Genomic DNA, 23168 nt, shown 5'->3' with positions numbered 1-23168 from the left:
TGACCGCTAAGTGAAATACGAGTCGGGTGGTGGCATTCAATCCGCTGCTAGCGCATATTCGGCGGGAATAAGTTAATGGCTACTAAGTGGCACAAATCACTGTGCGCCGACTCGGCCATGGATTCCGGCGGCGCCGATTCCCTCTCCGATGGCCACGAGAATCTCGACGAGATCGGCACGCCGCCGGAAACGGGGATTGCGTACGGCATCTATGACCACCGTGGTGACGGCTCTGCTGAGCACCCGCGCGCTCGGCGCGGACAGGTCCGGCCGCACGGCCTGCAGCATGCGGGCCCACTGGGCGATGCCGTCCAGGCGTACGCGTCGGTAGCGCTGCACCCCGTCGCCCGGCAGATGCCGGATCTCGCTGACAGTGATGGCCAAGAGATCGGGTTCGTCGACGCCCAGCTGGGCGAAGCTGCGCATGAGCGAGCGCATGGACTCCTCGGCGCTGCGACCCTCGGCGATGGCCCGGGCGAGCAGCAGCCGCAGCCACTCGTCTTGGCGCCGGACGATCTGGTCCAGCAAATCCGCCTTGCTCGAGAAGTGGTGATAGAGCGCAGGGCCGGTCACGCCGACGGCCGCACCGATGTCTTCGATGCCCACGGCGGCGTAGCCGCGGGTGCTGAACAGTCGCGCCGCCTCGGCGAGCATCCGCTCCGACCGCAGCGCTCGGTCGAGTGCGGCGTTGCCGGTCTCCATGCGTGGTGGCCGGTTCGGCGCGTGGCCGGCCGGTCGTGCGGGCATCCGGGTCGTGATCACGGCCGTGACGGCGGCCTCGAGTACCTGCGCGGCGGCCGGCGCGGGCAACTCGGCGCGATGATAGGAGGGGCTGACCGCGATCGACAGCACACACCAGCTGAGCAGTTCGACATCGGCGGCGCTCAGTTCCGGGCGGCGCAGGCGGATCGTGCGCCGCAGGTAGCGGGTCAGCCGCGCGACGCGGACGAGCACCGCGGTCTTGTCGGCGGCGGTCAAGTTGCGGAACTCCAGTTGCCAGAGGCGTGGCAGGCCGCGCAGCTCGAGCGCGACCCGGACCGCTTCGGAAAGGACCGCGCCACCGGAATCGTCGGCGCGATACGCGGCGTCGAGCCGCTGGAGCGTGTCGTCGAGCCCGACCATCAGGCACTGCCCCAGAAGTTGCTGCTTGTTGCGGAAGTGCCGATACAACGCCGTCGCCGAGATGCCGACCGCTGCGGCGATGTCGGCCATCGTCGTGCCGTAATAGCCGCCGTGCGTGAAGGCGTCGACCGCGGCATCGAGGATCATTTCGCGTCGATGCGGTGGTCTTCGTCGTGGCTGTCCGCCGTGCGCCTGTGTGCCCATCGCGGTCAGTGTCGCCTATCGGATCGTCTCCGGCGGGGCCGGGCCGCCTCCGCGTGCGAGCCGTTCGCTGGTGTGCGCGGCGGGATTCGGCGCGACGACGATCCGTATGACGATTTCGTCATAATCGAAGCCATGGTGCTACTGTCGAGTAGGCTTCCCGCAGCTATCACCAGCCCGGGGATCGTTCGTCGATCAGGTAAGCAGAGGGAGCCCGCCCGTGAGCGCTGACACCGCGGACGCCACAGCACTGTCCAGCATGGCGGCCCGCCTGCGCATCGCGTCGACCGTCATCCTGCGGCGCGCCCGGCGGGATCCCGAGGAACGGCGGCTGTCCGCGACGCAGTGGGCGGTTCTCGGTCGTCTGCATCGGCACGGCGCCATGGCCGCGGTGGACTTGGCGCGGCTGGAGATGCTCCGGCCGCAAACGATGCGCAACGTGGTCGATGGATTGCGTGATCAGGGCCTGATCGTGGGTGTGCGCGACCCGAACGACGGACGCCGGGTGAATCTGACCCTCACCGACGAAGGCCGCGCATGGGTGTGCGGTCACCAGGCCTCCGCGAACGACGCACTCGCGCAGGTGTTGTCGGAGAGCCTGCGGACCGGCGAGTTGCACAAGGTGGGCGAGGCGCTGGATCTGCTGGAGCGCATCGCCTACGGGTGATCGTGGCGCTGCCCGGTCGAGCGCGCCGCCTCGACGCCGAATCACTCTGCCGGGCCGTCTCCCGATGACCTGACAGCCGGTCCGTCGGCAGATGGGGTGAGCGCCCGGACCCACAGATCGACGGTCGCACGGCCGCACTCGTCGGCCGTGCGACCGACCGGTGGGTCGAGGACCGCGCCGTGGATCTGCGCCTCCACCGCTTGCACGAGCAGCACGGCCGTCAACGCCGGGTCGGCGCCGCCGGCATCGAGGCGGCGCAGATGGAACTCCACTTCGCCGGCGAGTGCCTGTTCGGGCCGGCGCAGGCGCTCGACGCCCGGCATCTACCAGCTGGCCGACGCGTGCGCCGAGATTCGCCACCAGTTGGTCACCGGGCCCGGTGGCCGATCGGTGAAATCGCTCGCCTGTGGTCACCTCGAGCGCTCGCGATGCCGTCCGGGTCCGCACCGGCGCGGTAGGTAAGGTCTGAAGCGTCGTGGAACGGACTCCACGATGCAGCCGCCGAACCCCTTCGCGCGGACGCGCCGCCCTGTCGAACGAAGAGAGCTGATTGATGCCGACCTCCACAGCGCGTGCACAGATCGGGGTCACCGGTCTGGCGGTCATGGGTAGCAACATCGCACGGAACTTCGCCAGGAACGGCTATACCGTTGCGCTGCACAACCGTACCGTCGCCAAGACCGACGCACTGCTCGAGGCGCACGGCGATGACGGCGACTTCGTGCGCACCGAGACCGTCGAGGAGTTCGTCGCCGCGCTCGAGAAGCCGCGCCGCGTGCTGATCATGGTGAAGGCAGGGGCGGCGACCGACGCGGTGATCGAGGAACTGGCCGACGCGATGGAGCCGGGCGACATCATCATCGACGGCGGAAACGCGCTCTACACCGACACCATCCGGCGCGAGGCCGCGATGCGTGAGCGCGGGCTGAATTTCGTCGGAGCGGGCATCTCCGGCGGCGAGGAGGGCGCGCTCAACGGCCCCGCGATCATGCCGGGCGGTCCCAAGGAGTCCTACGACTCGCTCGGGCCGCTGCTGGAGTCCATCGCCGCCAAGGTCGACGGAACGCCCTGCTGCACCCACATCGGTCCCGACGGCTCCGGACATTTCGTCAAGATGGTGCACAACGGCATCGAGTACGCCGACATGCAGCTGATCGGCGAGGCCTACCACCTGTTCCGCGACGCGCTCGGTTTCGACGCCAAGCAGATCGCCGACGTGTTCACCCAGTGGAACTCCGGCGACCTGGAGAGCTACCTGGTCGAGATCACCGCCGAGGTGCTGAATCAGGTCGACGCGAAGACGGGCAAGCCGCTCGTCGACGTGATCGTCGACGCGGCGGAACAGAAGGGCACCGGGCGCTGGACGGTGAAGTCGGCGCTCGATCTCGGCGTGCCGGTCACCGGCATCGCCGAAGCGGTGTTCGCGCGGGCGCTGTCCGGTTCCCGTGAACAGCGCAAAGCCGCGCGCGGCTTGGCCTCGGGCCGGCTGGCCGACAAGCCCACCGACGTGGAACAGTTCACCGAGGACATCCGGCAAGCGCTCTACGCCTCCAAGGTGGTCGCGTACGCGCAGGGCTTCGACCAGATCGCCGCGGGGAGTGCCGAATACGACTGGGACCTGCGCCCCGGCGACCTCGCGACGATCTGGCGTGGCGGGTGCATCATCCGCGCCCGCTTCCTCAACCGGATCAAGGAAGCCTACGACGAGAACCCCGCGCTGCCGAGCTTGATCCTCGCGCCGTACTTCCGCGAAGCGATCGAGACGGCCATCGACAGCTGGCGCCGGGTCGTGGCCACCGCGACCCTGCTCGGCATCCCGGTTCCCGCGTTCGCGTCGTCCCTGTCCTACTACGACGCCCTGCGCGCCGAGCGCCTTCCGGCCGCCCTCACCCAGGGGCAGCGGGACTTCTTCGGTGCGCACACCTACGAGCGCGTGGACGCCGATGGGAAGTTCCACACGCTCTGGAGCGGTGACCGCAGCGAGGTCCGCGCCGACTAGCCGGGCGTAGCGCAGTGCGGGATGCGTTCCCGCACTGCGGTATCGGTCGCTGTCAGCCTCGTCTTCCGGCAGCTCGCTCCCATGCCGCCCGGCGCAGCAGGCGCAACCCGTTGAGCCCGACGATCACGGTGGAACCCTCGTGCCCGGCGACGCCGAGTGGGAGCGGCAGCGTTCCGGCGAGATCCCAGACGGCCAGTACGCCGATGAACGTGGCGGCGATGGCGAGGTTCTCCAGCACTACCCGCCGCGCCTGCCGAGACAGCGCGATCACCGCCGGGATCGCGGTCAGGTCGTCGCGCACGACGACGGCGTCGGCGGTCTGCAGGGTCAGGTCGGAGCCGGCGCCCCCCATGGCGATGCCGACCTCGGCCGTGGCGAGGGCCGGAGCGTCGTTGATGCCGTCGCCGACGACGGTCACTTTCCGTCCGTCCTTCTGCAGTTCCCGCACGGCGGTCACCTTCTCGTCGGGCAGTAGCTCGGCCCGCACATCGGTGATGCCCAACCCGATGGCGAGCCGGTCGGCGGCGGCGCGGTTGTCACCGGTCAGCAGCACCGGCGCGGTGCCGGTCACCGCGGTGCTCGCGCGCACGGCGGCCTCCGCTTCGGGGCGGAGCTGATCGGTCAGGGCCAGCACTCCGATCGGCTGATGTTCGCAGGTGACGACCACGGCGGTATAGCCGTCGGCGTGGAATGCGTCGACAGCCATGTGCAGGGAGTGGCTTTCATCAGCCGGGCCTGACGCGGTGGGGGAGCCGACGCCGACGAGGCGGTCGCCCACGCGAGCGGTCACGCCGCGACCGGGGTATCCCGTGAACTCGGTGGCCTCGGACAGTGGGAGACCCCGGCGCCGGGCCGCGCGCACGATCGCCGCTGCCAACGGGTGTTCACTCGAGCGCTCGGCTGCCGCAGCGAGCGTGAGCAAGTCGGTGTCGGTGAATCGTTCGTCGAGACGGCGTATTTCGGCGAACTCGGGGATGCCGCGGGTCAGGGTGCCGGTCTTGTCGAAGGCGATGTGTGTGGTGGCGCCGAGCTTCTCCATGACGACCGCGGATTTGACCAGGACGCCGTGGCGACCGGCGTTGGCGATGGCCGCCAGCAGCGGCGGCATGGTGGCCAGCACGACCGCGCGGGGGGAGGCGACGATCATGAACGTCATCGCGCGCAAGAGCGACTGCCGGACGGTGTCCCCGAACAACAGGGGAACGACGAATACCGCGAGGGTGACCGCGACCATGCCGATCGAGTAGCGCTGTTCTATCTTCTCGATGAAAAGCTGGGTGCGCGCCTTGGTTCGGGCGGCCTGCTCGACCAGGGTTGCGATCCGCGCGACCACGGAGTCCTTCGCACGACGCTCGACGCGCACTCGCAGCGCGCCGGTGCCGTTGAGCGTGCCCGCGAACACCTCGTCGCCCGCGGTCTTGTCGACCGGCAAGGGTTCACCGGTGATGGTGGCTTGATCGACCTCGCTGCCGCCGGAGAGCACCGTCGAGTCCGCGGCGATCCGTTCACCGGGCCGCACCACGAGGACATCCCCGACGCGCAGGTCGGCGGCGTGCACCGTCTCCTCGGCGCCGTCATCGGTGACTCGGGTCGCGGTCTGCGGCGTGAGGTCGAGCAAGCCGCGCACCGAGTCCTCGGTCCTGGCGGTGGCCAGCGCTTCGAGGGCGCCGGAAGTCGCGAAGATGACGATCAGCAACGCGCCGTCGGTGATCTGGCCGATGGCGGCCGCGCCGATCGCCGCCGCGACCATGAGCAGGTCGACATCGAGCGTCTTGTCCCGGAGTGCCTGCAAGCCGGCCCATGCCGGTTCCCAGCCGCCCGCGGCGTAGCAGGCCAGATACAGGGTCCACCACAGCCACTGCGGACCACCGGCCGGCTGCGTCGTGAGACCGGCGAGGAAGAACGCCACAGCCAGGGCGGCCCACTGTACTTCCGGCAGGGCGAACAGCCGGGTCCGGCGCGTGGGCACGCGATCCGACAGCGGAGTCGGACGGGTCGGCGCGAGTGTCGGCGCGGCCACGGGTCACCTCCAGGAGAGCAGTCGAGCGAACGCGCCGACCATATCAGAAAGCATGAACATGTCTTCATTTGTTCTTGGAGTATGCTTCTCGGTCATGGGACACGGTGTCGAGGGCCGGGATCGCCCTGCCGCGCGCCTGGATCCCGAATCGGCCGGTCATGTGGCGACCACGTTGCAGGCGCTGGCCACGCCGAGCCGATTGATGATCCTCACCGAACTGCGTCAGGGCCCGCTGCCGGTGAGCGCGCTCGCCGACGCCATCGGGATGGAACAGTCCGCCGTCTCTCATCAGCTGCGGCTGCTGCGCAATCTCGGTCTGGTCACGGGCACTCGCACCGGCCGCAGCATCGTCTACAGCCTCTACGACAACCACGTCGCCCAACTGCTGGACGAGGCGATCTACCACAGCGAACATCTGCGGCTCGGGCTGGCCGACCGCCCCGAGACCGCAGGCTGACCGCGCACAGTCGTTGGGTGAGATCCCTTCGGCCGATCGAGTGCGCTCGGGCCCGGAGCAAAAATCCACCGCTTGACCTGGAGCGCACTCCAGCACTTAGTGTGCGGTCGTACAGGGTTGCCCAGCGGAAGGGATCGGTTCATGGAACTCGGAATTCACGTCCCCGTCTTCGATATCGACGGCGGTACGACCGCCATCGCCGGTGAGCTGGCGCGGGTGGGCGCGGCCGCGGAGGCGTCCGGAGCGACCTGGTTGTCGTTCATGGATCACTACTTCCAGATCGAGCCGACCGGGCTGCCCGCGGAGGCGAACATGCTCGAGGGTTACACCACCCTCGGCTACTTGGCCGCGCACACCGCACGCGTCGACCTCGGCCTGCTCGTCACCGGCGTGACCTATCGCCACCCCGGCCTGCTCGCCAAGATCGTCACCACGCTCGACGTCGTGTCCGGCGGCCGGGCCGTGCTCGGCATCGGCGCCGCGTGGTTCGAACGCGAACACCGTGGGCTCGGCGTGCCCTACCCGTCGACCGCCGAGCGGTTCGAGCGGCTGGAGGAAGCGTTGCGCATCTGCCGTCAGATGTGGGACCCGCAGGCCAACGGGCCGTTCGAGGGGAAGTACTACCAACTGGCCGAGACACTGTGCTCGCCGCAGCCCATCAATCGGCCGAAAGTGCTCATCGGCGGCGGGGGAGAGCGCAAGACGCTGCGGTTGGTCGCCCAATACGGCGACGCCTGCAACCTGTTCGGTTCCTCGCCCGCGGACGTCGAGCACAAGCTCGAGGTACTGCGCAGGCATTGCGACGACGTCGGCCGCGATTATGACGATATTCGCAAGACGATCATCGCCAACAACCCGCGGCCGAACCCGGAAAACCGGGACGAATTCGTCCGGCAGATGGCGGACTACGCGAAACTCGGCATCGAAACCGCGATCGTCACTCCGACTACCGGCTCGCCGGCGGCGTGGATCGATGGCATGGCGCCTGCCGTCCCGCAGCTGGCCGAACTCGGCTGACGCAGCCGCAGTCCGCTTTCGAGGCCGGTGCGACCTCGCTACGGGTGCCGGAGCGGCGCTGCGTCAGAGTTTGTACCCGATCTGGCGCAGCAACTGTTTACGGGCAGCCTGGTCGTCGGCGGTCTCCACGCCGAGCGGCGCCGAACCGTCGATCACTCCGATGATTCCTCTGCCGAGTTCCGTTTCGGCGATCAGGACTTCCACGGGATTGGCTGTGGCGCAGTATATTCCGCAGACTTCCGGAACCTGCTTGATCGCGTTGAGGACGTTGACGGGGTAGCCCTCACGCAGAAAGACGATGAACGAGTGCCCCGCCCCGATGTCGGCCGCGTTCTTGGTGGCGAGCTCGACGAGGGAGTCGTCGTTGCCGGAGTGGCGTATCAGGCGAGGGCCGGAGGCCTCGCAGAACGCCAGCCCGAAGCGCAGATGGGGACCCACCCCGACCAGCGCTTCGTGCAGGTCTTCCACGGTCTTGATGAAATGGGACTGTCCGATGACGACGTTGAGGTCGTCCGGCTTGTCGATGCGCACGGCTGTCAGCTCCACAGCGACATACTGCGCGCCGCCGCCGGCGATTCATAGCATTTGGGAATTTATTTTGCTCGCGTCGCGAAGGGTGGTCGCGCCCCTACCGGGGGCGCGGGCACCGGCCTAACCGGTGCGGGAAGGCAGGTCCACGACCAGCGCGGTGGCGTTGTCTCTTCCTCCGGCCAGGAGCGCGGCGTCCACCACCGAGTTGGCGATCGCGGAAGCCGTGTCACCCTCGGCCAGGATTGCCTTGACGGCCGCGATGCCGAGCGGCTTGTGCACTCCGTCGGTGCTCAGCAGCAGCCTGCCCGTGCTCGAGCCGGTGGCGGCGTACCCGATGTGGTCCGGCCGGACGGTGCGGGCCGAGGTGGTGACCAGATGACCCATCCGCGCCGTGGGGACGCGCCCCCGGGCGCGGTAGAACTCGGCGACGGTGTGATCGGAAGTGATCTGATGCAGCACCCGGCCGTTCCAGCGATACGCGCGACAGTCACCGACCCACGCCACCTCGCAGGGGCCATCCGGATGACCGGCCGAGGGTAGCACCGCGACCACGAGCACGGCGTCGGCCGAGGGTTCCGGGACCTCCCGCAGCAGCTCTTCCTGTGCTGCGAGGATCCCCGCCCGCGCCCCGTCGCGGGCTCCCGCACGTGCCGCCGCGGTGGCCACCGTGCGCGCCGCACGGGCGCCGAGCAGATGGTCTCCGACACCGTCGGCGACGACGAATGCCGTCGCTCCGGTCAGCACGTCGGTCTCGATCGAGACCGCGTCGGCGTTGATGGACCGTGACGCACGCCGACTGGCGGAGGATCCCATGGACCCGCCCAGCCAGGATGTCTCGATCCGCGGCATGCTCGCGGTGGTGCCGGTGTACATCAAGCTGGTCTCCTCGGGGGGTGGGCTGGAGAGTGCTGCCGACCAGCACACGTCAAGGACACCGCATCAGTATTTGGGCTTGGCGAGAGCCGGTTGTGGGAACGCTGAGAATTCGCTCTCGATCAGGTCACGGCCGGTGTCCACGGTTGTCTCGCGGAGTCTCGGTGTCCTTCGCGCAGTCGCATTTCCGCGCTCCCGGTCGGTGGCGGAATCCGCAGCGGCAGTTGACGATCACCGCTGTACCTCGTGCGGCACTCCACAGCTCGCGGCGCAATTCGCAACATTTTTTCCGGTTTCCGGCAATCCACCGGCTCACTGATCGTTGCACGGCATATTTACGTTCTCCGGCTGTGCCGCAGATCCGAACGCAGCGCAGGACGCACCGGCGCCGACCACTTTTGTCCGAGTCGGTCGGCTCGGACCGGGCCGAGCGTCGATTATCGTGACGATCGCAAACCCGGAGCCGTCCGCTCGCTACTACGCGGCGTTGGGTCGCATCCCGCTGGGCACGGCGGCGACCATCGACTTCCCCGGTCCGCTCGCCATCGCCTCGATCGGATCGCGGCGCACGCGCGACGCGCTGTGGATCGTCTGCGCGGGCGCGGGCGTCCTGTTGCTGGTCGACAGCGATGGACCGGTGTCGTGGAGCGGCGTGCTGTTCGCGGTGTCAGCAGGCGCGGGATGGGCCGCGTACATCGCGTGCGCAGCCGTGGTCGGCAGGCACACCGGCGGACACGACGGATTGGGGTTGTCCATGGGGCTCCGCGCGCTGCTCGCCTTACCGGTGGTCCTCGTCGATGACACAGCGGCACTGGTGAACCCGAGGTTCCTGCTGGGCGCCGCGACGTTGGCGGCCCTGTCGTCGCTGGCGCCGCATGCCATCGAAATGGCGGCTCTGCGGCGGATCACGCCGCGGTGTTCGGCGTCATGATGAGCGCGGAGCCCGCGGTGGCCGCGGGCGCCGGACTGGCTCCTGCTCGGCGAGGACATGCGGGCCGCGCAGTGGCTCGGAATCGGGTCTGTGATCCTGGCGTGCACCGGATCGGCGCGTGGCTCTCGGAACGACGGCACCGCGCGTGCCGAAATGGTGGTGTCCAGCGCAGTAGACAAAGTCACGTAGGTTTTCCGGATGTCGCCATGGCGCACTTGTTTCCGTCGCCACTGGCGACAGGCGCCATGACTAGGCAAAACGTATTCACGGCCACGGCGATTTCGATCGACCGTGAAGTTGCCGGTGACGTAGACAACATCCGAAACTCGGTGGAATTCCCCGCCTTACCGGCGGGTACGTGATCGAATGCTCTGCAACTGACATCCAGAACCCGTCGTGAGGCGTCACGGGTTCGCCGAATCCGGGAGGTTGTGGCGGTGGTCGACGCAAGCGTGCCCACGCTGCGTCCGTCCGAGCTGAAGAGGCTGGCTCAGCTGGACGAACACAACGAACTCTCCGCCGACCAGGTGAGAAAGAGTTCCAAGCGGCTGGGCGTGCCGGAGGAAGACCTGTGGCGGTGGCTGGCGGACCGCCGCGGCGCGTCCGCGACCACCGACCGCGTCGATGATCCTGCTCCGATCACGACGAGCGTCGACAACCCTGATGCCGCTACGACGGGCACCGATACCCCCGAGCCGGGCACCACGCGCATCGATGCCCCCGATCCGCCGACCACACGTATCGGTGCCCCCGAGTCGGCCACCACGCGCATCGATGCCCCCGATCCGCCGACCACGCGTATCGGTGCTCCCGAGCCGGCCACCACCCGCATCGGTGTGCCCGAGCCCGCCACTACGCGGATCGGTGTCCCCGAGCCGCGGACCACACGCATCAACGTCCCTGAGCCGCCGACCAAATACGTCGGATACGGCCAGGTCGGCCAACGGCCGTCCCGCATCATCACACTCGCCGACGCGGCAGGTGACGGGCTGTTGCCGCAGATCTCCGACGGTGACGTCACCAACTTCCGGGCCGACGCCTACCGGAGTCTGCCGCCGGAGGAGTTCGCCCGCATCGACGCCGTCTACACCGAGGGGATCCAGACGGCCTGCCGGTGGCTCGCCGAACACACCGGACGGCCGTGCAGACATGATCTGAACCAGAACGGCGTCGGAAGCTGGCTGGGGCCCCGCGGGGCAGGCTTGGCCGAATACATGCTCTCGGTGCTGCAACCTCGCCTCACCGCGCCGGATCGCTTCTCGCAGGGTCGAAGCGCCGGTTTGGTGGACGAGTGGAACGACATCCTGAGCCTCTACCGCTTCCTCGGCAGTCTGGTGGCCGACAGCCCCGGCCGCGGGCACACCATCACGCGCCTGCGTGGCGCGCAGGCCGCGTTCCTGCTCCATGGTCTGCGGTTGGACCTGCCGCCGGATCTGGCGTACTCCGTCGGGCCGGGGCTGACGACGGTCCCGACCGATGACGACCTCATCGCCCGCATTCGCGCCCGCACGGCCGATCCGGTGGACGCGGCGGCACTTGCCACCGCGTTGTTCACCGGCGCCACCGCGATGGAACTCAACGCGATCCCCACGGTCGCGCTTGCCGCCGACGCACTGATCTTCAACGGTCCGATCGGCTACACCCACGCGCCCGACCTGTACGTGTGGGTGATTCCGCCCGCAGCGCGTCCGTTGCTCTACGACGCCCGCGTCCAGCAGGAAGCACGCCCCGCGTCCAACGGCAAACTATTCGCCGGAGCCATCGGTGGGGCGGGCTTCCGCCTCCGCAGGCTCGCCGCGGCCTGCGAGGTGACCCTCCCGGACCTGTACCACTGGCACCACAGCTGGATCCGCCAGGCGGGACTTCTGCGGGGGTCCGAACAGCCGACACCGGCGCGCAATACCGATCTGCTTTTCGGGCTGAAACTCGCGCCCCGGCCGCGCAGGCGCCGCACACGCTGACGCAGGCGGCGTCGCGGAGGTCACCCGGCGTCGTCGAGAAGATGCCTGGGCGCGGCCTGCCGCCAGGAGTCGAGCACGATGGCCTCCAGTTCGTCCCGGTCGTCGAGGGCGGTCAGGCGCGCGCGGACCCAAGCATTGTTGGCTTCGTGGGCGGCGATCCAGAATTTGCCCGGTTCGGCGACGACGAGTTCGTCCCGGTCGGCGACGGGGCAGCGGACCGCCATCGAGGTCTCCGCCTCCGGAAGAGTGAGAAACAGTTTGCCCGCGACGCGGAAGATCGGCATCCCCCAAGCGAACTGTTCGGATGTCTCCGGCAGCGACAGCGCGAAGGCCCGGACATCGTCCCCGGTGAAACTCATGCACCGAATCCTTCCAGGCCGCAAGGGAACCTCCGTACGCGGTCGATCCATAGGGCGCTGTGCCAACGTCACCGTCCGCGCGTTGTGAGCTGCCCAGTAATCGCCTCGTGAACCCGGTGCCGGTCGTCCAGCCCCCTATCGTCGGCGCAGTTGGCCACTGAGCTCGAGAGGCAATACCCGGATGTCGTTCGGCACGCGAGAGAAGTTGGAGCAGTTGCGAGGCACCCTCGCGGTCGCCGAGGAGCCGGCCGGAGCATCCGGTGTCGCCAAACGGCAGAGCAAAGGAATTCCGAGTGCCAGGCAGCGAGTGCGTTCGCTGCTCGACCCCGGAACGTTCGTCGAGATCGGCGCGCTCGCGCGCACGCCAGGGGCCGCCGACGCGAAGTACGGAGACGGAGTGGTGACCGGTCACGGCCGCATCGAGGGCAGGCCGGTCGTGGTCATCGCGCACGATCAGACGGTGTACGGCGGATCGGTGGGCGAGATGTTCGGCCGGAAAGTCGCCCATATCCTGAAGTTCGCGTTCGAGAAGGCGTGCCCGGTAGTGGCGATCAACGACTCCGGTGGCGCCCGCATCCAGGACGCGGTGACGTCGCTGGCGTGGTTCGCCCACATGAGCCGTCGCCAGGAGCGGCTGTCCGGGTTCGTCCCGCAGGTCTCCATCATGCTCGGCAAGTGCGCCGCAGGCTCGGTGTACGGCCCGGTGAACACCGATGTTCTCGTCGCCACCGAGAACTCCTATATGTTCGTCACAGGTCCCGAGGTCATCAAGACGGTGACCGGCGAAGACGTGACGGCGGAGGAACTCGGCGGCGCCCATGTGCAGGCCCGTAACGGCGTCATCCACCACGTGACCGCCACCGAGCAGGAGGCCTTCGACTGGGCCCGCAAGTACCTGAGCTACCTGCCGTCGAGCTGCCTGGAGCAGGCCCCGATCGTGAACCCCGGTCTGGAGCCCGAGATCACCGCGACCGACCTGGAGCTCGAGTCGATCATCCCGGACTCCGACCGGGAGGGATACGACATGCACGAGATCCTGCTGCGCATCTTCGACGACGGTGATTTCCACGAGATCCGCTCCGCGACCGCGGCGAATCTGATCACTGGTTTCACGCGCGTGGACGGACGCAGCGTCGGCGTCGTCGCCAATCAGCCACTGGTGCTCGGCGGCGCGGTCGACGCGAAATGCTCCGACAAAGCGACGCACTTCATCCGGCTGTGCAATGCCTTCGGCATCCCCCTGGTGTTCGTCGTGGACACGCCCGGCGTGCTTCCCGGCGTCGAAGAGGAACGCAACGGCGTGATCGTCCGCGGCGGACGTGTGTTCCGCGCGATCATCGAGGCGACCGTGCCCATCATCAACGTCGTGGTGCGCAAGTCCTACGGTGGCGCCTACGGCTTCATGGCGTGCAAGCAGCTCGGCGCTGACATCAGCCTGGCCTGGCCCACCGCCCGCATCGCCGTGATCGGCGCGGAGAGCGCGGTCGACATCGCCGGGCGGCGCCAGCTGATGCAGGTGCCCGAAGACCAGCGCGCGGCGGTGCGCGAGTTCATGATCGACCAGTACAACGCCACCGTCGCCACGCCGTGGATCGCGGCGGAACGCGGCTACATCGACGCCGTCATCGAGCCTTCGCGCACGCGGCTGGAGATCCGGCATGCGCTCCAGCTCCTGCGCGACAAGGAAGCAGCGGCCGAACACAACCCACGCAAGCACAGCTTGTACCCGATGTAGCGACGGGTTTTCCTGCTCCCGGGCTGGGTATGCGGCCGGGTGGGACGAAGGTCCGCGGTCAGAGGAGTTGCGGGCATGGACTGGTTCACCGCATCCGAATACTGGCTCAGCAGGCAAGCGCTGACCCGCGGTGTCGCGGCCGTCTATCTGATCGCCTTCGTGGTGGCCGCCCGGCAATTCCGGGCGCTGATCGGTGAGCACGGCATGCTGCCCGTGCCGCGGTGGCTGGAACGACGGTCGTTCCGGCGGACGCCGAGCATCTTCCATCTCCACTATTCCGATCGCTTCTTCGCCGCCGTCTGCTGGTTCGGCGCGGCGCTGTCCGCGGCGATGATCGCCGGCGCGGCCGATGCGGTGCCGCTGTGGGCGGCGATGCTGCTGTGGGCGACGTTGTGGGTGCTCTACCTGTCGATCGTGAACGTGGGACAGGAGTGGTACGCGTTCGGCTGGGAGTCGTTGTTGCTGGAATCCGGCTTCCTGGTGATCTTCCTGGGCAACGACCGTACGGCGCCGCCGGTGCTGGTGCTGTGGCTGTCTCGCTGGTTGCTGTTCCGGGTGGAGTTCGGCGCCGGGCTGATCAAAATGCGCGGTGACCGGTGCTGGCGCGACCTGACCTGTCTGTACTACCACCACGAGACCCAGCCGATGCCAGGACCGTTGAGCTGGTTCTTCCACCACCTGCCCAAACCGCTGCACCGGGCCGAGGTGCTGGGCAACCATTTCGCGCAACTCGTCGTGCCCTTCGGGCTGTTCGCCCCGCAACCGGTGGCGAGCATCGCCGCTGCCGTCATCGTGATCACCCAGCTGTGGCTGGTGCTGTCGGGCAATTTCGCCTGGCTGAACTGGATCACGATCGTCCTGGCGTGCGGCACTGTCAGCGGACCCGCGGCGGCGGCGGTGCTACCGGTGCCCACCCCGCCCGCGCTGCCGGGACCGCCGCCCTGGTTCACCGCCGTGGTGATCGCGTTCACCGCGCTCGTGGTCTTCCTGAGTTACCGGCCCGCCCGCAACTTGATCTCCAGTCACCAGGCGATGAACCGATCGTTCGACCCCTATCACTTGGTGAACACCTACGGAGCGTTCGGCAGCATCGGCCGCACCCGCTACGAAGTGGTCATCGAAGGCACCGACGAGCCGGCTGTCACGGAGCGGACGCAGTGGAAGGAGTACGAGTTCAAAGGCAAGCCCGGCGATCCGCGGCGGCTTCCCCGTCAATGGGCTCCCTACCATCTGCGCCTGGATTGGCTCATGTGGTTCGCCGCGGCCTCGCCGGGGTATGCGGAATCGTGGCTGGGCCCGTTCCTGGCACGACTACTGCAGAACGATCGGGCCACGCTGCGGTTGCTACGACACAATCCGTTTCCCGAAGCCGCGCCGCGTTTCGTCCGGGCACAGCTGTATCTCTATCGCTTCACGACACCGCGCGAGCTGGCCGACACCAGGGCGTGGTGGCACCGCACGCTCGTGAGCCGCTACGTTCCGCCTCTCTCCTTGGACGACCTGCGCTACCGCAGCCGGTCCGGCAGGCGATGACGTCTCGAGAACACCTGACCGACAACAGCTTGCGCCGGGCGGGCAGGCCGGTTGCGTGGGATTCGCCACAGTGATGTGGCGACGATCGACGGCTCGAGCGGGTATGCGCTGAATGACGCAACCGACCGAAGGAGGATGTCATGTCCGTTTCGGCCTCGCGCTCGCAGTATCGCGCCGCCCGACGCAACCACAGCGGTTGTTCCGGCTCCGAAGGGCCCATCGAATGGACCGTCGCGGCATGGGTCTTGATGGTGACCGTGCTGAGCATCGCACTGGCACTGCTGTAGGAACACCGCCTTGGCCGGGTGACGGCTCGGCGCGGAACGTCCGCGGCTGAACGCCGCTGCGCCGAAGCCGGCACCGAAGCTCGACCCACCCTGTACGGAAGCCGAGCCGCATCGATCGCTCGGAGGTCTCCTCGCGTTGCCCGGAGGGCAGAAGTCCGCGGCAGCGCGAGAGGCCGGGTGGATGAGGAAAAGGAGTTCGCTCTGTTGGAGGAAGTACTACGGCCGCTCATCGTCGTGTTCGGCACGGTGGCGCTCACCGTGACGGCCGGTTTGCTGATCGATCGATCATTGCGTTTCGCTGCTCGCAGACGGCCGGGCAACCAACTCCCCACACTGTTGCGCCGGGTTCAATTGCCCCTGCAAGTCCTGCTGGGCGCGTTGGCGTTGCATGCCACCTACCCGCTGGCGCATCTCGACCTGCGCCAGGACGCGATGATCCGCACCGTTCTGGCCACGGCGGCGATCATGTCGGCGGCATGGGTGGTCATCCGTGCCGCCGACGCGGTCGCGGAGAACACGCTGCGCTCCTACGCTCGGCGCACCCAGGACATCACACGGGTGCGGCAATTGCGTACCCAGCTCGGCCTGGTCCGCCGGATCATCACCTCTGTCCTGGTGGTGACGACCGCCGCGGTGGTGATTCTGTTGCTCGTTCCGAGTCTGCGGACCCTGGGCACCTCCCTGCTCGCCTCCGCAGGCGTGATCGGCATCATCGCCGGTGTCGCCGCGCAGTCGACCTTGAGCAACCTGATCGCCGGTTTGCAGATCGCCTTCGGCGACTCGGTGAAGATCGGGGACACCGTCGTCGTGGAGGGGGAGTGGGGCATCGTCGAAGAGATCACCCTCGCCTTCCTCACGGTGCGGATCTGGGACGACCGGAGGCTGACCATGCCGGTCTCCTACTTCAACAACAAGCCGTATGAGAACTGGTCGCGCGGTGGACCGCAGATCACCGGCACCGTCTACCTCTACCTGGATCACAGCACGCCGGTGCCGCTGCTGCGCGAGCATTTGCAGGAGTATCTGCGCACGCGCGCGGACTGGGACGGTCGCGATTGGAGTTTGCAGGTCACCGACAGCACGCCGACGAATATCGTGGTGCGCGCGACGATGTCGGCCGCCAATGCCGACGACGTGTGGAACCTGCGCTGCGCGGTCCGCGAGGAGATGCTCGACTGGCTCGGCCGCAACCATCCGTACGCCCTGCCGAAGATCTCCACCGCGATCACCGACTCCGCCATCGGCGACCACATGGCGCTGGCGGGCGATCGCGGCGACTGACCCGCAGGACAGGCTCACAGGTGGCGTCTCGCGCGCCTAGCGGATTGGCGCTGCCTCCGACAGCGGTTGTGGCCGGTGCGGGAACAGGGAGTGTGCCGGGTCCCGGTCAGTTTTTCGGCACGGTATGCAGAGTCACCCCGCTCAATCGACCCGACTCGATGCGCGCCGTGAGATAGGTGTGCTCCGGCTGGCGGCGTCGATCTGTCGGCGAGCCGGGGTTGAGCAGGCGCAATCCGCTGTCGGTGACGCTGTCCCAGGGGATGTGACTGTGCCCGAACACGAGCAGATCGGTGTCCGGGAAATCTCGGGCGCAGCGCTGCTCCCGCCCTTTCGCGGGGCCGGTCTCGTGCACCACCGCCAGCCTGAGCCCGTCGAGTTCGGCGTGGGCGACCTCGGGCAGCCGGGCCCGCAGTTGTAGACCGTCGTTGTTGCCGTAGACGCCGATCAGGCGCGCGCTGCGCGCTTCGAGCCGATCCAGTAGCGCGGCCTCCACCCAGTCGCCCGCGTGCACGACCACGTCGGCCACGTCGACCTCACGCCAGAGCGGCTCCGGGAGGTCCCGCGCACGCTTGGGCACGTGCGTATCGGAGATGATGAGCAACCGCATGGTGACCGGTGTACCACTTCAGCCGGGATGCGGCGTCAGCGGCGGATTATCTCCCGCGAACCGCGAACGGCGTGGCCTGATAAAAGAGTGAGATCAATCACATCGACTCGCCGGCTCGGTCGAGATTGGACCTCCGGTCGTGGGTATGCCCGGGCGTGACGGTGACGCAGCGCGGCGCACCGGTGCGACAGTTTCCATCGCGTTGTCCGGGAGGGCTTTCCATGCTTTCTTTTCTCATGCTCATGCTGATGCTGCCGGGGATGGCGACCGTCGCTGCGTATGCGACGGTGGCGGTCAGTGTGTGGCTCGAGGATCGGCGCGACGCCGGCGACTCCGCGATGCCTGTCGAAGCGCGCCGCCCCTGAGCCGCCGCCGAGGTTCGGCTCTCAGCGGACGCTGCGGCCTGCGGCGCGACGTCGGCGGAACAAGCGGGTGATCCCCCGTCGCTGCGGTGCGGCGTTCCAGTCGATACCTTCGGCGGCCGCGAAAGCTGCCGCGTCAGCGGCGGTCGTCGTCTTCGGATGCTCGCGGGCCCACGCCATGAAGCGTGCGGTGAAATCGCCGTCGCACGCGTGCACCAGCAGCGGGAAGCGCCGAGCCACCTCATGGGCCCGCTTGTGCCGCAATGCCTGGGCCGCCGCTGCGACGGCGTCCACATCGAAACCCGCGGGTGTGGCGGCTCCGGCGACCAGCGCTCGCACCAGTGCTGCCTGTCGCTCGGCCAGGGTGGCACCGGACGTCGGTGCCGGTCCGGATCCGGCGCTCATGGCACCACCGCCCTGGCCCGGATGGTGATCGGCGGCCGGGCCGCGGCCGCCGCGATGGCGTCCAGCTCGTCGAGCAGCTCGGCCGCGGGCGGATAGTTGCCGTCACGCTCCAGCATCATCGGCGCGCGGCGCCGCGCGGTGAACTCCGCGACAAGGGCGAGCACCTCCGCTGGAAGCGGATCGGTGTGCGTGTCGTGGTAGCGGCCACCGGCTTCGTGACCGCCCGCGACATGACAGTAGGCGACGCGCTCGGCGGGCAGGCGCAGCAGCTCGGTGAGTGGGTCGAGACCTCGGTTGCGAGCGTTCGCGTAGACGTTGGCGAGATCCAGCAGAAGCGAGACACCGGTACGCTCGACGAGTTCGGCGAGGAATTCCGCTTCGGTGTATTCGTCGTCGGGCCAGTCGAACAGTGTCGCGATGTTCTCCACCGCGAGGGGGAAATCCAGCGCCGCGCGTGTTCGGGCGATATTGCGGGTCAGCGCGTCGAGCGCTTCGCGGGTGCGCGGGACCGGCAGAAGGTGACCCGCTTCCAAGCCGCCCGCGCGGACGAAAGCGATGTGCTCACTCACCAGTGGAGCCGCGACGGCCGCCGCGCACGCCGCCAAGTGCTCGACGCGCTGGTCCGCGACCGGCTCCGCGCCGCCGAGTGACAGCCCGATGCCGTGCGGCACCACGGCCACGCCTCGCGCACGCAGAGCGGTCAGTTCCTCGGGGACGATCAGCTGCCCGGCCCGGTGGGGATCCTGGAGCAACGACTCGGCGATGACCTCGCAGAATGCCAGCCCGTCCAAAGCAGCTATCAACCCGCAGATCTCCGGTCGCCAGCCGATCCCGAGCGCATCCTCGGGCAGCGGCCCGGACCGTTCAGCCGCCGCAACCACCACAGCCTCCACCACCCCCGCCGCAGCCACCACCACCACCACCGCTGTCGCCGCCACCGTCCCCGCCGCCGCTCGACCCGCTCGGCGGTACCACGGCCTGGGCGAGGCCGGGATCCAGCGCGCTGAGCGCGCCGATGCCGAACACGGCGGCCGCGATCGCCGCGCTCTCGGCGCCGTAGGTGGCGAAAGACGGGGAATTGCTCGGGCGCAGATGACGATTGCGCTCGTCGGCGGCGTTGCGAGCGCGGACGCCCAGCGCGGTGAGCCGCGGTTTACGCACCACCAACCAGTAGGCGACCGCTTGCGCGATCACCAGCACCACCAGCAGGCCGACCGGGTTTCCGTGCGAGGCGCCCGCGATGATGCGCACCACGCCGAGCGCGCCGGTGACCAGCAGCGGCATGCCCGCGTCGCGCAATCCGTGGCGCACGGTGGGTCCGGGGAAGTAACCGAGGTCGATCATTCTGGTACGCAGCGCCTCGAGGGTGGCCGACGATCCGCCGACAACGGTCTTGCGCTGACCGGCCGACAGACGGTCGTACACCGACACGGTGAATGGATCCAGCTGTCCGCGCTCCTGCGCTGTGAGGGCGCGGACCGGCGCGGCGCCCGAATCGATCGCGTCGACAGCGCGCAGCCGTGCCATCGCCGCCAGTGCGGCGTTCTGGTCGCCGAAGAGCATCCCCACTTCGGGTGAGGTCAGTTCCGCGCCCGGCGCCGCGACCGCGTCTGCCTCCGGGTCGGCGCCCGTGACCCGTACGCGCAGCCAGATTCCGGCCACTACCGCCATGAGCACGACCGGCAGGTATATCGCCAGGAATTCCGGCCCGGAGATACCCCAAGTCTCACCGGCCGCGACAAGCCCGTCCGAGCCCACCCCGATCACATTCATCTTCCACCTCGGAATCGGTCCCAACTTGCCCTCAGTATCGGGCCGCGAAGCTTCGCACGCCATGACGAATCGCCGTGGCGCGCACATGCCGCAGCGTGTCGCCTCTCCGGGCGCCGGAAAATGACCGGCCGGATGCGGCGGTCACCGCCGGGCGGGTTCACTCCATCCGGTCGAGGCCCAGCTGTTCGGAGACCATCAAGGCGACTTCGGTCTCCAGCCGGTTCACCGTCAACGGATGACCGAGTACCTCTTCGGCTCTGCGTATCCGGTAGTGGACGGTGTTCTTGTGCACATGCATGCGCGCCGCGGCGTCGGTGAGGCTGCCGCGGGCTTCGAGGTAGGTCTGCACCGTCTCACGAAGACGCGCGGTGGTCTCGTCGCCGCGCATGAGGTCGCCGAGTACCCGGCGCACCCACGCTTTCGTATCGGGCAGACGGTCGACGAGCAGACTCGCCAATGCCACGCGGGAGTGCAAGGTCAGCGCGCGGGTGGGATCGGCGGTCAACGCCAGGTTGCGGGCGCGCTGGGCATCGCGGAAGGTCTGCCGGAAGCCGGCCAGTCCGGCGCCGGGGTCGCCGATCGCGACGCGGAGTTCCGGGCGGCGGGCCAGGTCTCGTTCCAGGCGATCGGCATCCAGCGACGGCCGCCCGATGGAGGAGATCCAGGCCCAGCAGTTCTGCTCGTCCACCAGCACCGTCAGCGGATGCTTCCCGGTCGCGGCCTGCAGCATCGAGACTCCCGCTCGCACCGAGTCGATCGATGACGTGACGGGTTCGCGCACCCAGACGATCGCGGCCACGTGCCATCCCCGCAATGAGGCGGCCAGCATTTGTTCCGCCGAGGCGAGGTCGAGGTTTTCGGTGTCGAGCACGGCGCGGATCTGGGCCGCGCGGGTGTTGTCCGAGCGCGCGTCCCAGCGACGGCGTTCGCTTTCGTAGATGTCGATGACACCCTCGATGACCTGGTCGATATAGCTGTTGACCAGCAGGCCGACCCGGCTGGTGGTCTCCAGGGCCAGGTCGGCGGAGGCCTCCGAGTGCCGGAGTACGGCGATGGTCCGCTGCATGAACGTGTGTTCGCCGAGGCGGTACGCGCGCAGGAGGGCCTCCAGCGACATCCCGTGCTGGGCGAAGCGTCGAGCGTATTCGGCGGCGGCGGGCGGCACGGTGATGTCGTCGCGAGAGATCCCTAGTGTGAGCATGTCGAGGATCGCGGTGACGTTGGACGCGGTGCTGGCGACCATCAGCCGCCGCACCTCGTCGTCGTGCCGGAATTCGGGGATGACTTCGACAAACATAGCGGTCATCTCGGCGATCAAGCGGTCGAGATCGGCTTTGACGCGTCCGGCGACATCGCGGATGGTTCTGTCCACGTCAACGCTCATGTCCGGACCGTACCGGAATCGGTGCGACGACTCGGAGGCATTCCCCAACCTGTTGTGCCGGTAGTACAAAGCGGCACGAAAACTCTGGGATGCGGGCCCGTAGCTGTGGCCTGGCACCGAACCTACCGTGGAATGTAATTCCAGTCACCCACCAGCAGTCGAGGGTATGAATGCAGCACGTTGTGGAAATTCCGGAGGTCCGGGCGGCATGGAACCCGTCCGATCCCTGTATCGCGGACGACCGCGATCAGCTCGATAATGAGAATTTCGCGAGAAGAGTACGCAGGGCCGCGGCCGTCCTGTACGTCAATGGAGTTCGCGAGGGCGATGTCGTCGCTGTCGTCTTGCGGAACCGACTCGAATTCGTCGTCATTCTTTTCGCCGCGTGGCGGCTCGGCGCCGCGGTCACCCCCGTGAAGCCGGATTCGACGTCCGAGGAGGTGCGCTATCAGATCGATGACTGCCGGGCGAAGGTGGTCGTGACCGAAGACGGACGCGCAGCGGGAACGCTGGATGTCACCGAGGTGGCCGGGCCCGGCCCGGAAACCGGCGGGCCCGAACCGTTGCCGGTGGATCCCGGCGCCGCGGCGCTGATCATCTACACCAGCGGCACCACCGGGCAGCCGAAGGGGGTGGTTCTCGACCACGCCAACATCGCCGCGATGTGCGAGATGCTCGTCGAAGCTCTGCGGTTGGACGACACCGACCACAGCCTGCTGGTTCTGCCGCTGTTCCACGTCAACGGCATCGTGGTCGGTGTCCTGTCACCGCTGCTCGCCGGGGGCCGCGCCACGATCGCGGGCCGATTCTCGGCTTCGGGGTTCTTCGGCATCGTGGAACAAGTTCGGCCGACCTATTTCTCGGCCGTGCCCGCGATCTACGCGATGCTCGTCGCGCAGTCCGAGAACGCGGCGCCGGACACCTCGTCGCTACGCCGCGCGATCTGCGGGGCCGCGCCCATGCCCGCGGAACTGATCGCGCGATTCGAAACGCGTTTCGGGGTGCCGATCGTCGAAGGTTACGGATTGTCGGAAGGCACCTGCGCCTCGACGCTCAATCCGCCGGAGGGACCGCGGAAGCCGGGTACGGTCGGGCGGCCGCTGCCAGGGCAAGCCGTAGCGATCGTGGATGCCGACGGCCGAGTCGTGACCGCCGGGACGCGAGGAGAAGTGGTCATCCGGGGCGCCAACGTCATGCGCGGGTATCTCGGCAGGCCCGAGGCGACCGCGCGAACGGTGGTCGACGGCTGGCTGCACACCGGCGATGTCGGCTACTTCGATTCGGACGGATACCTGGTCCTGGTCGATCGCATCAAAGACATGATCCTGCGAGGCGGGGAGAACATCTATCCCAAGGAGATCGAGAACGTCCTGCACGCCCATCCCGCCGTCTTGGAGGCCGCGGTGGTCGGCGCCCCCGACCCGGTGCTCGGTGAGGTCCCTGTCGCCCAGGTGGTGACCATGCCCGGCACGCATGTCGATGCCGCGGATCTCGTCGAGCATTGCCGGATATCTCTGTCCCGCGCGAAGGTGCCGGTATCGATCGGAATCACCGACGCGCTGCCACGGAATCCGGTCGGCAAGATCGACAAACGAAAGCTCCGCGAGCTGGTCGCCGACGCGGTCACCACGGCATAGCAGCAATCCGCTCGGCGGAGAGCGGA

Annotated in this window: 23 protein-coding genes; 12 read left to right on the top strand and 11 right to left on the bottom strand. The window is 68.1% G+C overall.

The features are described 5' to 3' along the window. Positions 1–96: 96 nt before the first annotated feature. Positions 97–1269: a TetR/AcrR family transcriptional regulator gene (locus ACWEKR_RS10305; RefSeq protein ID WP_452354224.1), complete on the bottom strand. Its 1173-nt coding sequence runs from the start codon at positions 1267–1269 to the stop codon at positions 97–99. A 274-nt stretch (positions 1270–1543) separates the two neighbouring features. On the opposite strand from ACWEKR_RS10305, the gene ACWEKR_RS10300 reads away from it, so the two are divergent. Next, positions 1544–1990, top strand: coding sequence for a MarR family winged helix-turn-helix transcriptional regulator (locus tag ACWEKR_RS10300; protein WP_195085299.1), 447 nt, complete (start codon positions 1544–1546; stop codon positions 1988–1990). A 41-nt stretch (positions 1991–2031) separates the two neighbouring features. Here ACWEKR_RS10300 and ACWEKR_RS10295 read toward each other — a convergent pair whose 3' ends face one another. Continuing rightward, on the bottom strand, positions 2032–2313 hold the full coding sequence (locus ACWEKR_RS10295) for a hypothetical protein (RefSeq protein WP_452354223.1): 282 nt from the start codon (positions 2311–2313) through the stop codon (positions 2032–2034). A gap of 230 nt (positions 2314–2543) precedes the next feature. Between ACWEKR_RS10295 and gndA the strand changes: the two genes are divergently transcribed. Beyond that, positions 2544–3989, top strand: coding sequence for an NADP-dependent phosphogluconate dehydrogenase (gene gndA / locus ACWEKR_RS10290; RefSeq protein ID WP_281879959.1), 1446 nt, complete (start codon positions 2544–2546; stop codon positions 3987–3989). 52 nt (positions 3990–4041) lie between these two features. Here gndA and ACWEKR_RS10285 read toward each other — a convergent pair whose 3' ends face one another. Next, positions 4042–6009 (bottom strand): heavy metal translocating P-type ATPase, encoded by a 1968-nt coding sequence (locus ACWEKR_RS10285; RefSeq protein WP_452354222.1) that lies wholly within the window; start codon positions 6007–6009, stop codon positions 4042–4044. A 94-nt stretch (positions 6010–6103) separates the two neighbouring features. On the opposite strand from ACWEKR_RS10285, the gene ACWEKR_RS10280 reads away from it, so the two are divergent. Both ACWEKR_RS10280 and ACWEKR_RS10275 read left to right on the top strand, forming a co-directional pair. Continuing rightward, a complete protein-coding gene (locus tag ACWEKR_RS10280; protein WP_159840521.1) occupies positions 6104–6466 on the top strand; it encodes an ArsR/SmtB family transcription factor in 363 nt (120 codons plus the stop codon). Positions 6467–6607: 141 nt separating this feature from the next. Continuing rightward, entirely contained in the window at positions 6608–7483 is an 876-nt protein-coding gene (locus ACWEKR_RS10275) for an LLM class F420-dependent oxidoreductase (protein WP_452354221.1), read from the top strand. Positions 7484–7546: 63 nt separating this feature from the next. Here the strand turns inward: ACWEKR_RS10275 and ACWEKR_RS10270 are convergent, their stop codons facing one another. Then, positions 7547–8029, bottom strand: a complete 483-nt coding sequence (locus tag ACWEKR_RS10270; protein ID WP_452354220.1) for an adenosine-specific kinase — start codon at positions 8027–8029, stop codon at positions 7547–7549. Positions 8030–8134: 105 nt separating this feature from the next. Next, positions 8135–8887, bottom strand: a complete 753-nt coding sequence (locus ACWEKR_RS10265; RefSeq protein WP_452354409.1) for a PP2C family protein-serine/threonine phosphatase — start codon at positions 8885–8887, stop codon at positions 8135–8137. Between the two features lie 442 nt (positions 8888–9329). Here ACWEKR_RS10265 and ACWEKR_RS10260 point away from each other — a divergent pair, with 442 nt between their 5' ends. Then, positions 9330–9818: an EamA family transporter gene (locus tag ACWEKR_RS10260; protein ID WP_452354219.1), complete on the top strand. Its 489-nt coding sequence runs from the start codon at positions 9330–9332 to the stop codon at positions 9816–9818. 437 nt (positions 9819–10255) lie between these two features. Next, entirely contained in the window at positions 10256–11779 is a 1524-nt protein-coding gene (locus ACWEKR_RS10255; protein WP_452354218.1) for a hypothetical protein, read from the top strand. 20 nt (positions 11780–11799) lie between these two features. Here the strand turns inward: ACWEKR_RS10255 and ACWEKR_RS10250 are convergent, their stop codons facing one another. Next, positions 11800–12138: an MmcQ/YjbR family DNA-binding protein gene (locus ACWEKR_RS10250; protein ID WP_195085291.1), complete on the bottom strand. Its 339-nt coding sequence runs from the start codon at positions 12136–12138 to the stop codon at positions 11800–11802. A gap of 181 nt (positions 12139–12319) precedes the next feature. On the opposite strand from ACWEKR_RS10250, the gene ACWEKR_RS10245 reads away from it, so the two are divergent. From ACWEKR_RS10245 to ACWEKR_RS10230, 4 genes are all read left to right on the top strand, one after another. Further along, positions 12320–13873, top strand: coding sequence for an acyl-CoA carboxylase subunit beta (locus ACWEKR_RS10245; protein WP_452354217.1), 1554 nt, complete (start codon positions 12320–12322; stop codon positions 13871–13873). A gap of 75 nt (positions 13874–13948) precedes the next feature. After that, on the top strand, positions 13949–15406 hold the full coding sequence (locus ACWEKR_RS10240) for a lipase maturation factor family protein (RefSeq protein ID WP_452354216.1): 1458 nt from the start codon (positions 13949–13951) through the stop codon (positions 15404–15406). A gap of 140 nt (positions 15407–15546) precedes the next feature. Then, positions 15547–15693, top strand: a complete 147-nt coding sequence (locus ACWEKR_RS10235) for a hypothetical protein (protein ID WP_452354215.1) — start codon at positions 15547–15549, stop codon at positions 15691–15693. A 204-nt stretch (positions 15694–15897) separates the two neighbouring features. Next, positions 15898–16974, top strand: coding sequence for a mechanosensitive ion channel family protein (locus ACWEKR_RS10230; protein WP_452354214.1), 1077 nt, complete (start codon positions 15898–15900; stop codon positions 16972–16974). A gap of 106 nt (positions 16975–17080) precedes the next feature. Here the strand turns inward: ACWEKR_RS10230 and ACWEKR_RS10225 are convergent, their stop codons facing one another. Next, positions 17081–17581 carry a metallophosphoesterase family protein gene (locus ACWEKR_RS10225; RefSeq protein ID WP_452354213.1) on the bottom strand — a complete coding sequence of 167 codons (501 nt, stop codon included), beginning with the start codon at positions 17579–17581 and terminating at the stop codon, positions 17081–17083. Between the two features lie 155 nt (positions 17582–17736). Between ACWEKR_RS10225 and ACWEKR_RS10220 the strand changes: the two genes are divergently transcribed. Further along, positions 17737–17946: a hypothetical protein gene (locus ACWEKR_RS10220; protein ID WP_159840512.1), complete on the top strand. Its 210-nt coding sequence runs from the start codon at positions 17737–17739 to the stop codon at positions 17944–17946. A 21-nt stretch (positions 17947–17967) separates the two neighbouring features. Here the strand turns inward: ACWEKR_RS10220 and ACWEKR_RS10215 are convergent, their stop codons facing one another. From ACWEKR_RS10215 to ACWEKR_RS10200, 4 genes are all read right to left on the bottom strand, one after another. Then, positions 17968–18348 (bottom strand): hypothetical protein, encoded by a 381-nt coding sequence (locus ACWEKR_RS10215; protein ID WP_452354212.1) that lies wholly within the window; start codon positions 18346–18348, stop codon positions 17968–17970. Further along, positions 18345–19199: a DUF692 domain-containing protein gene (locus ACWEKR_RS10210; protein WP_452354408.1), complete on the bottom strand. Its 855-nt coding sequence runs from the start codon at positions 19197–19199 to the stop codon at positions 18345–18347. The genes ACWEKR_RS10215 and ACWEKR_RS10210 overlap by 4 nt, the downstream gene beginning before the upstream one ends. Positions 19200–19212: 13 nt before the next feature. Beyond that, positions 19213–20121 (bottom strand): TIGR04222 domain-containing membrane protein, encoded by a 909-nt coding sequence (locus tag ACWEKR_RS10205; RefSeq protein WP_452354211.1) that lies wholly within the window; start codon positions 20119–20121, stop codon positions 19213–19215. A gap of 157 nt (positions 20122–20278) precedes the next feature. Next, entirely contained in the window at positions 20279–21505 is a 1227-nt protein-coding gene (locus ACWEKR_RS10200; protein ID WP_452354210.1) for a PucR family transcriptional regulator, read from the bottom strand. 170 nt (positions 21506–21675) lie between these two features. Here ACWEKR_RS10200 and ACWEKR_RS10195 point away from each other — a divergent pair, with 170 nt between their 5' ends. Continuing rightward, positions 21676–23142 (top strand): class I adenylate-forming enzyme family protein, encoded by a 1467-nt coding sequence (locus ACWEKR_RS10195; protein WP_452354209.1) that lies wholly within the window; start codon positions 21676–21678, stop codon positions 23140–23142. Positions 23143–23168 lie beyond the last annotated feature (26 nt).

Source organism: Nocardia sp. NPDC004573, assembly GCF_053602135.1.
The sequence above is the reverse complement of the archived record's forward strand: the minus strand, read 5'-3'. Positions and strand labels throughout refer to the sequence as shown.